The following is a 13,436-nucleotide window of genomic DNA, read 5'->3' on the forward strand; positions in this document are numbered from 1 at the left end:
AAATAGCATGTTCAAATTGAACATGCTCATTCATTTTATATTATTTTGTTCCAAAAAACATCGATACTACTATAATTGCAGCGATAATTCCGACTACGTCGGCAAGTAGACCCACTTTTAGGGCATCCCCCATTTTTTTTATACCAACTGCGCCGAAATAGACAGTTAAAACATAAAAGGTTGTGTCTGTACTCCCTTGCAAAACAGAAGCCAGGCGGCCAATAAATGAGTCTGGCCCATAAACGCCAATTAAATCACTTGTCATTCCCAGTGCAGCATTTCCAGAAATAGGCCTGATAATCAATAATGGCACTATTTCCGCGGGTACTCCAATTGATTTCATCATCGGTCGAATCCAATTCATTAAAGCGTCTAATGCACCGGACGCTCGAAAAATTGAAATGGCCACAAGCATACCAACAAGGAAGGGGATAATTGAAAAGGCAATCTTAATGCCCTCTTTTCCACCTTCAACAAAACTTTCATAGGTTGGGACGCGTTTGAAGGTACCATATAATAGAATAAACCCAATTAGTAAGGGGATAAATGTTAACGAAATAATCGATATCATCTCCATGTTTTTTCATCCTTTTCTGCTTCTGCGATAATAGAAATAACGGTCAATTAAGATTGCACCTAACGCAGAGATAATGGTTGCTATAATCGTTGGAACGACTATCTCAGTAGGAGATGCAGAATGATAATTAATTCTTATCGCAATGACAGTTGTTGGAATAATGGTAATACTTGCAGTATTAATTGCTAAAAAGGTAACCATGGATCTGCTCGCTGAATCCTTTCCCCCATTTAACTTTTTTAGTTCTTCCATCGCTTTAATACCAAGAGGAGTGGCTGCATTTCCCAAACCGAACATATTAGAAATCATATTTGATAAAATATAGCCCATTGCTGGATGGCTAACAGGTACGTCAGGAAATAATCGTTTGACAAGCGGTCGAAACAGTTTAGATAGACGTTCTAAAAGGCCGGACTCCTCCGCGATCCGCATCATTCCAAGCCAAAAGACGAGAACGCTGATAAGTCCAATACAAAGGGTCACCGCTTCTTTCGCCCCATCAAATATTGCTTTATTCACTTCAGCCATCGTCCCATTGATTAGCGCGAAAATAAACCCAACAACAGTCATAAACACCCAGATATAATTAACCATTCGACTTTACACCAATAAAGATCAGAAAAATTTCCTTTACAAAATCCAACAACCCTTTTTTCTGCTCGGGCACATTCTGATAGTAGATCGGAGTTTCTTGAACAACTCTACCATCTAAGTAAACTGCTGCCTTTCCAACAATTTCTTCATTCTTCTTGTCATTTTCAAATTTTTTGACAGGCTTATTCAACTTATATTTAATAGAAAATAAGTCCATTTCCTCCTTCGTTACAGGATAAACAATTGTTTTCTTTACGTATAAATGATTCTTATAATACTTATTTTTTACATCCTCAATTTTACCCTCAGGTAATACTTCAGCCATATCAAACCCTTTAAATCCACTCTCATACATGGAAATATGATCATTCCAATCGTCTGGTCCGTCCAAGGTTACTGCAATTAGGCTCATATCTCCCTTTGTTGCAGATGTTACCAATGTCCTTTTGGCTCGTTTGGTATAACCTGTTTTCCCACCTGTTGTATATTTATACTTTGTTAGCAAGCGGTTTTTATTTTTCCAGACACGGTCCCAATCTTCTGTGGGGTTTGGTGCTCTATATACCTTTGTACCAGAGATTTTCTTAAAAGTTTTATCCTGCATGGCATAGCGCATTAACACGGCCATGTCATAGGCTGTTGAGTAATGGTCCTCACGGTCATCAAGTCCATGTGGATTGGCAAAATGGGTATTTAACATCCCGATTTCCTTTGCCTTTAGATTCATTAAATAGGAAAATCCCTCTACACTTCCCCCAACATATTCGGCGATTGCTACAGCCGTGTCATTTCCGGACCTTAGCATCAACCCATATACTAAGTCCTTAAGCTTAATTTTTTCGCCTGGCTTTAAATAGACTGACGATCCTTCTGCACGAGTCGCTTGTTCGCTAACTTTTACATATTGATTCATTTTCCCCGATTCGATTGCTAGTTTCGCAGTCATTATCTTCGTTATACTTGCGATTCTTCTTTTTGTGTAGGCGTCTTTCTCATAAAGGATACGACCTGATTTCTGCTCTATCAAAACCGCACTTGCTGCACTTACGGAAACTGAAGCATCCACCTTTTGAGGAATGTTAGCAATGAATATTGAGACTATGAGGGAAAACATAACTAGCTTCCAAATCATTCTCATTAGATTAACCTCGTCCCCTTGTAAAGTTATCTAGCTTCAGTGCCAAGGAAGGCACTTCTGCATTTCATTTTTCTTGTACAAGTTTATGCAGGACGAGGCTTGTTATGACAATTTGCAGAAGAAAAACAAAAGCAGACGACAATTTGCCGTCTGCTTATTGATTTTTTAATACCCTAAAATGCTGGCCATTTGATGTCCGCTGCTTTTTCAAACCGCATTTCTACATCATGCCAATTGACTAAGTTCCACCAATTGTCGACATAATCCGGCCTTTTGTTTTTATACTGAAGATAATAAGCATGCTCCCAAACATCTAATACTAATAGTGGTATGGTATCCCACTGGGTCAATAGCATATGTCGTTCAGATTGCAGTATCTCTAAATGCCTTGCTCGTGGGGACCAAACTAATATGGCCCAGCCTACTCCTTCTACTTGCTTAGCCGCTTCAGAAAATTGCTTTTTAAACGCAGCAAAACTTCCAAAGTAGTTCTCAATTTCACCTTTTAACAGTCCTTTTGGATGATCCCCACCATTGGGGCTCATGTTTTTCCAAAAAATTGTATGAAGATAATGGCCAGACCCATGAAAGGCAAGCTCTCGTGACCAATGTTTAATTAATGAAAAATCGTTAGTTTCCCTTGCTTTTTTAAGATTAATTTCTGCTTTATTTAATCCATCAACATATGCTCGGTGATGCTTATCGTGATGAAGCTTCATGATTTCCTCTGAAATATATGGTTCCAGTGCATTATATGGATAGGGAAGGTCAGGGAGTGTATGGCCCCCAGCGGGTACAACTTTTTCTGCAACCCAAATGACTCCGCCTTCTTGTTTTCTTTTAAAATAATTTTCCATTTGCTCATGGATATTCTCAGCCTTCGCTTGAAGAGTTAGTAGCTCTTCATTTGATAATTGTCTGCCTGTGTTTTCAATTAATTCAGTGAAATTATCAAGATGTTCCCATAAATCAGAATTCCCTCCCTCCTTTTCTGATTGAAGAAACTGTTTCATTTGCTCATTCCACTCAAACAGTTCATTTACATAACGACTAAAACGATCCATTCTATCCCTTCTTCCCGACAATAGGATGCTTTATAAGTAGCCTACCTAGATGGTATGAGGGTGAGAGCAAAAAAAGAACATGATAAAAGGCCGCCCTAATAATAGGACCGCCCTTTCAATGATAATCTTATTTTGATTGGATCATTTTTGTTCGATAATCTGTTTCATAATACTCAAGTTCTTCCCTAATCCTTTGAAACTCACCTTCTAAACTTTTGACCAACTGTACAATACTGTCAGAAATGTTTCGATAAAACTTGATAGAGTTTCTTCCCGTGTAAGCTGACCTGCTGTCTTCGAACCAGGCATCATTCTTCGGTGAGAAAAACTCTTCAATACATTGATGATAAATTTTATAAAGAGTTTTTTCTGCTGCTGCTTTTTGAAAAGGACTGCCTTGCAAAATTACGGAGCACGCATCTAAACTTTCTTCACTATAAACAATTAATTTCCGTAAATTTGCAAAGATCAATTTATTATAATTACGATCTTCTTCATTTTCCAAGTTTAGTTGCGAAATCGTTGCTTCATTTAAAAAATCCTCTAATGTTAAAATTGACTTCCCTAAAAAATTCTTTACATCATTTAATTGTGTTTTTACCAATGTATTACCCATTGTTAACCCCCTAAATTTTTACTTCGTAAACATTGCTTATTTTGGCTGCATAATGAACTCTAGAGGAGAACGAAGTTCATATTCTTTCTTTTGGTTAAGAGAAAGAAAAATTTCAGGTAATTTAATATAATTGATATCTTGAAAATAAGAAGCAAATTCCTGCTTTGAATTAATATAAAGTCGTTTTCGGCTGCGCAGGCCAGGATTTTTCATGAGACATACAAGCGCTACGATATCTTTAAACGAAACCTCATTGTTATCCTGAACCATAATCGGGTCTTGCTTGTACGGAGTGAATTCATGGATGAATTCATCGAAATACCTAACATATAAAACGTGCAGCGTTTTTTCCTCACCATCTTCAGAAAAAGTAACGATGCTTCTGTTAAAAAAGTCCTCAGAAGTATTTGATTGCTCCTTTTCCAATTCAAAGCCTTTACACTCTTTAATTAACAAATTAATCCCACTCCTTGGCCAATGACAATATCACAAGTAAAAATCTTTTTAACATGTCGTGAAAGAATTGAATAATTAACCTACATTTATTTTATCATAAAATTAAGTAAGGATTGGAAAATTAAGAATTAATCGTCTCCTGAAATTTTTCAAAAAATAGATCTGCCTCTTCCTGAATAAATTCATCTTCTGCCTTTTCGGGAAGCTGGGGTAGTTCTTCAATACTTTTCAGACCAAAGTAGTCCAGAAACTCTTTCGTTGTTCCATATAAGTAGGCTCTTCCAGTACCTTCTGCACGGCCAACTTCTTTTATTAACGCTTTTGCCATTAGTGTATGCAACGGTCTTTCTGTTTTCACACCACGAATTTCCTCAATTTCAGCTCGAGTGATTGGCTGTTTATAGGCAATGATGGCCAATGTTTCTAGCGCTGCCTGTGACAATGTGGAAGTATGGGGGGAATCAACAAGTTTCTTTAGATAAGTTGCATTTTCTTTCTTTGTTGCAAGTTGATAGGTACCAGCAAGCTGGACCATCATAATTCCCCTTTTGTTGTCCCGCTCATATTCTTTTTTCAGATCCTCAATTATTTCACTTGCCTTAAGTTCATTCACTTCTAGAACCTCTGCTAGCTGTTTCAGTGAAAGCCCTTCATCCCCTGCAGCAAACAAAAGGCTTTCTAGGATACTGTTCCAGTTAATGATTTCCAATCATTTCTGCCCCTTCCTTTACGGCTTTAACATAAATATCTCCAAAGTTCTCTTGTTGCTGGGCGTCAATCTCTTTTCGTTTAATAAGTTCCAAGACGGCCAAAAAGGTTACGACGATATGATCCTTAGCCGGATAGGGAAATAATTCATTAAAGTTTTTTTGTCCTTTAAGCTGCTTAAGTTCCACCATAATTTCTGTCATTCTGGTTTCAATAGATATTTCCTGACGAGTAATCTTCGTTGCCATTGGGCGCTGAAGTTTCTTTCGTCGCATTAATTTTTGAAGTGCAGCCAGCATATCATACAGAGAAACATTTAACTCTTCTTTTTCCGGCTGTTTCTCTTTCGCAAACTCAGAAAGATCACTTGGCGGCTTTGTATACATGAGCCCTCGTTCCACTTCCATGGATTTTAAGTCATGGGCTGCTTCTTTATATTTTCGATACTCTATTAGACGCTCAACAAGTTCGTCTCTTGGATCTTCTTCGAATAACAAGTCAGGATCCTCTACATTGAGAACTTCCTCATGCTTTGGTAAAAGCATTTTACTCTTAATTACGAGCAACGTCGCGGCCATAACTAAAAACTCGCTTGCAACATCGAGCTTGAGCTCATTCATTGTCTTTATATACATTAAGTATTGCTCGGTTATTTCGGCAACCGGAATATCATATATATCAATTTCTAAACCATTAATTAAATGGAGCAGCAAATCTAATGGTCCTTCAAATGCATCAATTTTCACCTTGTATGGCATTATAACTCACCAAAATTCTTTAAAATAAGTTCGTTGATCATTCACTTCGACTATTAATAGTATAGAGGATTAAATAAGGTTATCCAATAGAAAAATCAACTTGGCGAGGGAATATTATCAAAACATGATGATTGCCCATAACAATGGACAAATATCCTACATATGATGACAAGGAAAAGAACAAAACATTTTTTAGGAGGTAATGAATATGGCTGACGGATTCGGATCCGGATTTGCGTTAATTGTAGTTCTATTTATCTTGTTAATTATCGTTGGTGCTTCCTGGGTCTATTAATTAAACATTTGGAAGTGTACAGGATTAAACATATTACTGTGCACTCCGGCTGGCTACCAATATTAGTTAGAACTACTTGCCCGTCAATATTGACGGGCTTTTTTTATTGAAAAGTAAAATTCTAATATTTTAAAGGAACCATTTAACTGTGATAAACTATACTAAACATTTTGTAAGGGGGAGAATTGCTTGTACCCGAGCGAGTATATACATTTTTTAGCCCATTTTCATGGCGATCGTGATTATTTCGAGTGCCATGAACTACTTGAAGATTACTGGAAAAAGACCGATCCGAGAAACAAGGATTCCGTCTGGGTCGGTTTTATTTTATTGTCAGTATCTGCTTATCATCATCGTCGAAGTAATTTTAGCGGTGCTGAACGAACATTAAGAAAAGCAATAATGATACTTAAATTACAATCGGATTCGTTGACAAAACTCGGAATAAATAAAGTGGATTTTTACCACTTGTTAAATAGACAGATTTCCGCATTGCAAAAAGGAGAATCATATAGAAGCATTTCCTTACCCATTTGTGACCCCAACTTATTAGAATTTGCGAAAAAAGCATGTGAACAAAAAGGGTTTATTTGGGGAAATGAAAGTGATCTTACCAATAACTCCCTTGTCCACCGTCATAAATTACGTGACAGATCCAGTATAATAGATGAAAGAAATCGGTCATTAAAGACGCGGAAAAGCAGCGAATAAATTTATTATTCGCTGCTTTTTTGAATGTCATCTAGCAAAAATCACATTTTTCGATAAAAGCTGCTGTATTTTCATTTGCAGTAATTTCTTTTTCTGCATACATTTCTTTCAGTGCTTTAACCATTTTTTTACCGATTCCCTGAAAACGATGCGAAGGATTCACGGAGATATGAAGGATTTCTATAGAATTGGTATCATCGTGGTTCAAGACACCCAAAAGCCCTATTATATCTTCTTCTTTCCAAAGAAAAAGCTGCAAATGCTCTTCTGTTTCATATTCCTTCATGGTTTGTTGGAGCTTTTTTAAGTCTTTTTCGCTGGGCATAAAGGATAATAAACCCATTGCAATCTTTTCGAATGTTCTTTTATAACGAATTAACATTTAGATCCCTCATTATATTAAATAAACCGATAAAATATTTGGTTTAACAATAGTATATTTTTACCAAGAAAATCAATATTAAACATTATTCATTATATGTAGTCGCAGATATTATGTTTCATTAATCACCATGATACATAATAAATGGTCAATCATCAATAAAATTATTCTTAGTGTCTAGGTCCAATAAAAATCCAATAAATAATTCCCCATAGAACGGACAAGCCAATAAGAATACTAAATAAAACCCAGTTAGTTCTCTTCATGAAAAAAGCTTCCTCCAAAATAAGTTTTGAAGATGTTGTACACGACTTCCATTCTACACTAAATTACAAAAATAATCTATTCTGCTTATTTCTGCTTACAAATTTTGCATTTTTTATTAAGATTAACTATCTATGAAACTTCCGCGTGGATATTTACGTTATTATTATTGGATTCGGTTATATTAATTAATAAATGAGTCTCACCAATTCTTTACTACCTTTTAGAGTTACGAGGAGGAAACTATGAAGAAAATTCTTATTTACTTATTGTTAAGTTTGCTACTTATCAATCCAGTCCGCACTTTTGCTGATATAGCTGAAGGGGACATGATTGTTACATTAGGTGAAAATTTAACAAATGAGCAAAAAAATATTCTTTTAACGGAAATGGGTGCTCCAAATGATGTACAAATTGTAACTGTATCGAATCAGGAGGAACATCAATATTTAGGGAAATACGTATCAAAATCATTCATCGGCACAAAGGCCATATCATCATCTGCTATAACCATTCAACCTAAGGGGTCTGGGATTACCGTTGAAACCAAAAATATTAACTGGGTTACGGACGAGATGTATGTCAATGCCCTTATCACTGCGGGTGTTAAGGATGCAAAAATTTATATAACATCCCCGGTTACGGTTTCTGGAACAGCCGCGCTTACTGGTATCATAAAAGCCTATGAAATATCAGCTGATAAAACGATTCCTGAAGAAGTAAAACAAGCGGCAAACCAGGAAATGGTCGAAACCGCTAAACTAGGAGAATCCATTGGTGATAAGAACGCTGCTGCATTAATTGCGAAAGTGAAAGAAGAAATTGCTAAGAATAAACCAAAAAATGATGAAGAACTACAAAATATTATTGAACAAGCTGCAAATGAATTAAATGTTAAACTTACTGATGAAGAAATGAAACGTTTAATGGACTTTTTTAATAAGCTCAAAGATTTAAACATTGATTGGAACCAAGTTAGCGACCAACTTAATAAAGCTAAAGATCGTATTTCTAAATTTCTTCAATCAGAAGAAGGGCAAGGTTTCTTAGAAAAAATTAAACAATTTTTCATTTGGCTCATTGATGCCATTAAATCCATATTCTCCTAACTGAATCAGAAAAAGCTGCCACTTCAAACGAAGTGGCAGCTTTTTTTATTTCAGCGGCAAATCATGGCGTAGTAAGTCTTCGTAGGTCTCTCTTTTTACTACAAGTGTTGCTGTACCATTTTCTACAAAAACGACAGCCGGACGTGGGATTCGATTATAGTTATTTGACATTGAATAGCCGTAGGCACCCGTGCAAAAAACTGCGAGTATATCCTCTTCTCCAGTTTCTGGAAGCGGCAAATCCCAAATCAACATATCTCCAGATTCACAGCATTTCCCAGCGATTGAAACAGTTTTATTCGCTTTCTTTAATGGCTTATTTGCAAGAACAGCTTCATATTTGGCCTGATAGAGTGCAGGTCGAATATTGTCACTCATTCCGCCATCAACCGCTAAATACTTTCTAACACCAGGTACTTCTTTGGACGAACCCACTTTATAAAGGGTAATTCCTGCATCGCCAACAAGTGAACGACCTGGCTCTATCCAAATTTCTGGCATTTTTAAAGAGTAGCCCTCCGTTAACTTTTTTACTTCCCGTATAATTTCACTCACATATTGGAATGGTTGTAATGGTTCATCTTCTTTTGTATAGCGGATCCCGAAGCCCCCGCCCAAATTTAAAACCTTTGCTTCAAAGGAAAGTTCCTTTTTCCACGCTTCCATTTTTTGGACAATCTTTTTTGCAGCTAATAAAAAGCCAGTTGTTTCAAAAATTTGTGATCCAATATGGCAATGGAGTCCAAGTACCTCAAAGTTTTCAATTTCAAGCGCCATTTTTAATGCGTCTTCCGCTTGTCCATTTTGAAGATCAAACCCAAACTTCGAATCTTCCTGCCCAGTTAAAATGTAATCATGGGTATGGGCTTCAATTCCCGGAGTTACCCTTAGCAGGATATTTACATGGGCATTTTTTTCGATCGAAATTGCTTTCAATAGCGCAAGTTCCGAAAAATTATCCACAACAATACAGCCGATTTCCTGATCCAATGCCATTTCTAATTCTTCTCTGCTTTTATTATTTCCATGAAAATGAATTCTCTCGACTGGGAATCCTGCAGCCAAAGCAGTATACAATTCACCACCAGACACTACATCAAGTGATAAACCTTCTTCCTCGGCGAGCTGAATCATGGCAATGGTTGAAAAAGCTTTACTGGCATAGGCCACTTGTGCCTTAATATTTTGTTCTTCAAATTCCCGCTTAAAGGACCGTGCCCTCTCGCGCATTAATGCGACGTCATATACATAAAGGGGAGTTCCAAATTCTTTAGTCAACTCAACAGAATCAACTCCGCCAATTTCTAAATTTCCATTTTTATTTACCCCTGTTGTCCCGTAAAAATACATTCCCTTCCCTCTCTCTCAATCACTCACTATAGTTTATGCGGACAATCATAAAAGATAATAATAAATAGACAGAATCTGCAAAAGATACTGCCTATTTTCATACTTTATCCCTTTATTTAATTAAAAATACTTTAGCATAACTGCTAGAAAAGTGCAATTATTTCTCGTTCGCTTTAGGCGGCTGCCTGTATCGGTTTCTAGGATGAACAATACTAGGTCTGAGAACGGACCCTGGTATTGCTCGGCGCACAATTATTTGCAAAAATCCTTTGGGTTCAAAAGGAAGGAACGGCCATAAATAAGGTGTATTAAGGGCACGTATTTTAACAAGAAAGAGAAAGAATACTGTCGTCCCAATGACAAATCCAGGCAGATGAAAGATTGACACAAGAATCAACAGTGTTAATCGACCGATTTTGTTTGCGACGCTTAATTCATAACTTGGAGTTGTAAAAGAGCCTATCCCTGCAACGGCGACATACAAGATTACCTCAGGAACAAATAAACCAACACTAATCGCAATCTGGCCAATTAATACTGCAGCAATTAAACCCATTGCAGTTGAAAGTGGAGTAGGTGTATGAATGGCCGCCAATCGTAAAAATTCAATCCCAAAATCCGCTAAAAATATTTGAACGATAATTGGAATATTGGTTTGTTCATTTGGTCCAATAAACGAAAGCTTTTCAGGTAATAATGAAGGTTCTAATACAAACAACATCCATAATGGAAGTAGTAAAATAGATGTCAATATCCCTAAAAAACGCGTCCAACGCAGGAATGTTCCCATTGCAGGTGATTCACGGAATTCCTCTGCATGCTGCACATGATGGAAAAATGTAGCAGGTGCAATAATAACACTAGGGGAAGTGTCGACATAAATAACAACATGCCCTTCGAGAATATGTGTAGCAGCAATATCAGCACGCTCCGTATATCTGACGAGCGGATATGGATTCCATCCCTGTTTCAAGATAAATTCTTCTATCGTTTTATCAGCCATTGGAATTCCATCTGTTTCAATTGCTTTTATTTCTTTACGAATAATATTTAACAAATCTGGATCTGCAACATCTTCTAAGTAACCTAAAGCCACATCTGACTTTGACCGTTCGCCTACCTTTAGCATTTCGAAGCGCAGTCGTTCATCTCGAATTCTTCGTCTTGTTAAAGCTGTATTCAAAATAATGTTTTCAACAAATCCATCACGTGATCCTCTAACTACCTTTTCTGTATCGGGCTCTTGAGGCTGCCTGCCTGGATAGCTTCTAACATCAATGGCAAAAGCAGTATTTTCCCCTTCCATTACAACAACAATCAATCCAGATAAAACCTTGTCGACAATGATATCCAACTGGTTAATCTGTTCAACAGATTGATTAACTAGTCTATTTTCAACAATCTTAAAGAGGTCTGTCGATAATTTTTCATGATAATTGATTTCTACTAATTCTTTAATCAATTGAATAATGTAAATGGTATCACATAACCCATTAACATAGTAAATATGGACGTCTTTTTTAAGGACTTTTAATTTCCTTACTCCAAAATCAAAGCTTACCCCAAGGCCCACCCGCTGTTTCATATAATTTTCTATTTCATTTACCGATTCCGGGATTGGCCATTTTTGTTCGTTACTTCTTGACATGAAAGCCACTCCTTTCAAGTATAAGCTCCACTGCTTTTTTCGTTATCGGGGAACCCTGCTTGTAGGAGTCACGTCTTGCCATTTTGCCAATATCCCCAACGCCTACGATGATAGGTACCTTCAATTCATCGAGGCAGTAAACAGTGTCACCATTTATTCTCCCTATTTCAAACTCTGGTATACCAAATTTATCTACCCCATATGGTGTTAAATTCCCATCTCGATCGATACTAATGTCCACCCTGGCCCATTCTTCATGTCTTGATTTTGCTGCGACAGCAATGATGCCCAGAACTTCAATTTCTTTATGTTGAGCAACAAATTTCAATGCATTTTCACCTGCGCCTTCTCCAACTATGCCACTATCATCAAACATCACTAATACAGGATCGTGAGGAGTTTTTTTTATTAACTTGACTATTTCAAGTCCAGTTAATGTTGACGGATTTCCTTGGGAACTGGATATACACCTGCCGCCAATTTCTCTAGCAACATGTTCTACAGCCCTCTTAGCATATTCATCACCATCAGTTATTAAAATAACACGCCTCCGAATGCTCATTCTGTGATGTCCTTTCATCAGAAAAGCGTAAGCGCCTGTTAAGCACTAGTGCTAGACTGTTTTCAAAAGTTTTAATGATGAACAAAATAAACCCATTGGAAGATAGATCCAAAAATCTTTCCTAATACGATGGCCATAATTAATATGGTAATTTCTCCATCTAATCGGATTCTTTTGGCGAGAATGGGGAAGACATTTAATACCTCTGTAAGAGCGGCAGCCAACATTCCATAAAAAGTCCCACCGGTCAATCCTAGAAAAATTAATGGGAAGGAAGGAATGTTTAAAACGGGATCCCTTAGGCTCGCTCCTACCCCCGTGAGTGCTCCTAAGAATACTGCCCATTCATAGTGTTGAATCATTTTAATTGTTTTACTAAGTTGTGTTAGTCTCGGGATAACTCCGAGCACCGTAAGAAAAGCTACAAAACCAGAACCTACCGCCAGTCCGCTTGCTACACCTAAAAAGATAATCGCTAAAATACTAATCATCATTAATTTTTTTTATACTTTCTTTATTTTCATGGATAATTACGTAATTATCTAAATCCATTTGGTAATTAAACATTTCTACTTCTAGAGGACTGGGTTCTTCATTAATACGTTTCTTAAAAAAATGGTTAAAAAATAGGATCATTCCTAAGCCTAAACCAATAGAATAGGGGATTTGAAACAGTAATGGTTTTGTTTCTTTTTTTCCAGTAATGATGGTATATATTTTTTCTTGGACACTCTTCATACTTACATCATCATGAAAATTCATGATCGCCATGGCTGAACCAAAAAATAAGAGAAACCATATTAAAAGAAAATAAGGAATGGAAACTCCCTTTTTCTTATACGTGACTTCAATGATGGTTTGCGCAGGACCAATGGTTTGAACTTCCACTTCTCCAAATTCTCTCTTTAATAAGTGGATTACTTTCATGACATCTATGATGACTATATTCTGGTCCGCATCTGTTAATTGATGGATCATCATAGTTTGTAAATGTGAAAGAACTTCATCCGGGGCAATGACTTGGGCAATATCCTTTAACAATACTTTTTCTTCAGGCGGTGTTTGGACACGATTCCGCATGCGGATGTATATTGTTTCTTCCAAAACATTCACTTCCCACACAATGATTTCCTCGTATAAATAGTATGAGTAATAAGCATTTTTTTCATGAAATCCAAAAACTTCCAAAGTTATTCAACAAATA

At 36.8% G+C, this 13,436-nt stretch carries 17 protein-coding genes; 3 read left to right on the plus strand and 14 right to left on the minus strand.

What is annotated here, in order from left to right:
* Window positions 1–40: 40 nt before the first annotated feature.
* The 8 genes from J7E66_RS25285 to J7E66_RS25320 form a co-directional block, all read right to left on the minus strand.
* Complete coding sequence (locus tag J7E66_RS25285) at window positions 41–577, minus strand: spore maturation protein (RefSeq protein ID WP_215005034.1); 537 nt, start codon at window positions 575–577, stop codon at window positions 41–43.
* A gap of 6 nt (window positions 578–583) precedes the next feature.
* Window positions 584–1,171 (minus strand): nucleoside recognition domain-containing protein, encoded by a 588-nt coding sequence (locus J7E66_RS25290; RefSeq protein ID WP_215005037.1) that lies wholly within the window; start codon window positions 1,169–1,171, stop codon window positions 584–586.
* Complete coding sequence (locus tag J7E66_RS25295) at window positions 1,164–2,309, minus strand: D-alanyl-D-alanine carboxypeptidase family protein (protein WP_215005040.1); 1,146 nt, start codon at window positions 2,307–2,309, stop codon at window positions 1,164–1,166. Before J7E66_RS25295 ends, J7E66_RS25290 begins: the two co-directional genes overlap by 8 nt.
* A gap of 173 nt (window positions 2,310–2,482) precedes the next feature.
* Entirely contained in the window at window positions 2,483–3,373 is an 891-nt protein-coding gene (locus tag J7E66_RS25300) for a superoxide dismutase (protein ID WP_215005043.1), read from the minus strand.
* Between the two features lie 127 nt (window positions 3,374–3,500).
* Window positions 3,501–3,989 (minus strand): YpuI family protein, encoded by a 489-nt coding sequence (locus J7E66_RS25305; protein WP_215005046.1) that lies wholly within the window; start codon window positions 3,987–3,989, stop codon window positions 3,501–3,503.
* A 36-nt stretch (window positions 3,990–4,025) separates the two neighbouring features.
* Window positions 4,026–4,445, minus strand: coding sequence for a hypothetical protein (locus J7E66_RS25310; RefSeq protein ID WP_215005049.1), 420 nt, complete (start codon window positions 4,443–4,445; stop codon window positions 4,026–4,028).
* Window positions 4,446–4,566: 121 nt separating this feature from the next.
* The gene (gene scpB / locus J7E66_RS25315; RefSeq protein ID WP_088088847.1) at window positions 4,567–5,154 is read right to left on the minus strand and encodes an SMC-Scp complex subunit ScpB; all 588 of its coding nucleotides are present in this window, start codon (window positions 5,152–5,154) and stop codon (window positions 4,567–4,569) included.
* On the minus strand, window positions 5,141–5,911 hold the full coding sequence (locus tag J7E66_RS25320) for a segregation/condensation protein A (RefSeq protein WP_215005052.1): 771 nt from the start codon (window positions 5,909–5,911) through the stop codon (window positions 5,141–5,143). The genes scpB and J7E66_RS25320 overlap by 14 nt, the downstream gene beginning before the upstream one ends.
* Before the next feature lie 202 nt (window positions 5,912–6,113).
* Here J7E66_RS25320 and J7E66_RS25325 point away from each other — a divergent pair, with 202 nt between their 5' ends.
* A complete protein-coding gene (locus J7E66_RS25325; protein ID WP_215005055.1) occupies window positions 6,114–6,206 on the plus strand; it encodes a YjcZ family sporulation protein in 93 nt (30 codons plus the stop codon).
* A 189-nt stretch (window positions 6,207–6,395) separates the two neighbouring features.
* On the plus strand, window positions 6,396–6,917 hold the full coding sequence (locus tag J7E66_RS25330; RefSeq protein WP_168244963.1) for a DUF309 domain-containing protein: 522 nt from the start codon (window positions 6,396–6,398) through the stop codon (window positions 6,915–6,917).
* Window positions 6,918–6,948: 31 nt separating this feature from the next.
* Here J7E66_RS25330 and J7E66_RS25335 read toward each other — a convergent pair whose 3' ends face one another.
* Window positions 6,949–7,299: a GNAT family N-acetyltransferase gene (locus tag J7E66_RS25335; protein ID WP_168244964.1), complete on the minus strand. Its 351-nt coding sequence runs from the start codon at window positions 7,297–7,299 to the stop codon at window positions 6,949–6,951.
* A 509-nt stretch (window positions 7,300–7,808) separates the two neighbouring features.
* On the opposite strand from J7E66_RS25335, the gene J7E66_RS25340 reads away from it, so the two are divergent.
* Window positions 7,809–8,672, plus strand: coding sequence for a DUF1002 domain-containing protein (locus tag J7E66_RS25340; RefSeq protein WP_215005058.1), 864 nt, complete (start codon window positions 7,809–7,811; stop codon window positions 8,670–8,672).
* A gap of 45 nt (window positions 8,673–8,717) precedes the next feature.
* Here J7E66_RS25340 and lysA read toward each other — a convergent pair whose 3' ends face one another.
* From lysA to J7E66_RS25365, 5 genes are all read right to left on the minus strand, one after another.
* Window positions 8,718–10,022, minus strand: a complete 1,305-nt coding sequence (lysA, locus tag J7E66_RS25345) for a diaminopimelate decarboxylase (RefSeq protein ID WP_215005061.1) — start codon at window positions 10,020–10,022, stop codon at window positions 8,718–8,720.
* Window positions 10,023–10,179: 157 nt separating this feature from the next.
* A complete protein-coding gene (locus J7E66_RS25350; protein WP_215005064.1) occupies window positions 10,180–11,670 on the minus strand; it encodes a spore germination protein in 1,491 nt (496 codons plus the stop codon).
* Window positions 11,657–12,226, minus strand: coding sequence for a stage V sporulation protein SpoVABEA (spoVAEA, locus tag J7E66_RS25355; RefSeq protein ID WP_308162587.1), 570 nt, complete (start codon window positions 12,224–12,226; stop codon window positions 11,657–11,659). The genes J7E66_RS25350 and spoVAEA overlap by 14 nt, the downstream gene beginning before the upstream one ends.
* A gap of 77 nt (window positions 12,227–12,303) precedes the next feature.
* A complete protein-coding gene (locus J7E66_RS25360) occupies window positions 12,304–12,726 on the minus strand; it encodes a stage V sporulation protein AB (RefSeq protein ID WP_215005070.1) in 423 nt (140 codons plus the stop codon).
* Complete coding sequence (locus tag J7E66_RS25365) at window positions 12,716–13,336, minus strand: stage V sporulation protein AA (protein WP_215005073.1); 621 nt, start codon at window positions 13,334–13,336, stop codon at window positions 12,716–12,718. The genes J7E66_RS25360 and J7E66_RS25365 overlap by 11 nt, the downstream gene beginning before the upstream one ends.
* Between the last annotated feature and the right edge of the window lie 100 nt (window positions 13,337–13,436).

This window comes from Bacillus sp. ISL-7 (assembly GCF_018613065.1).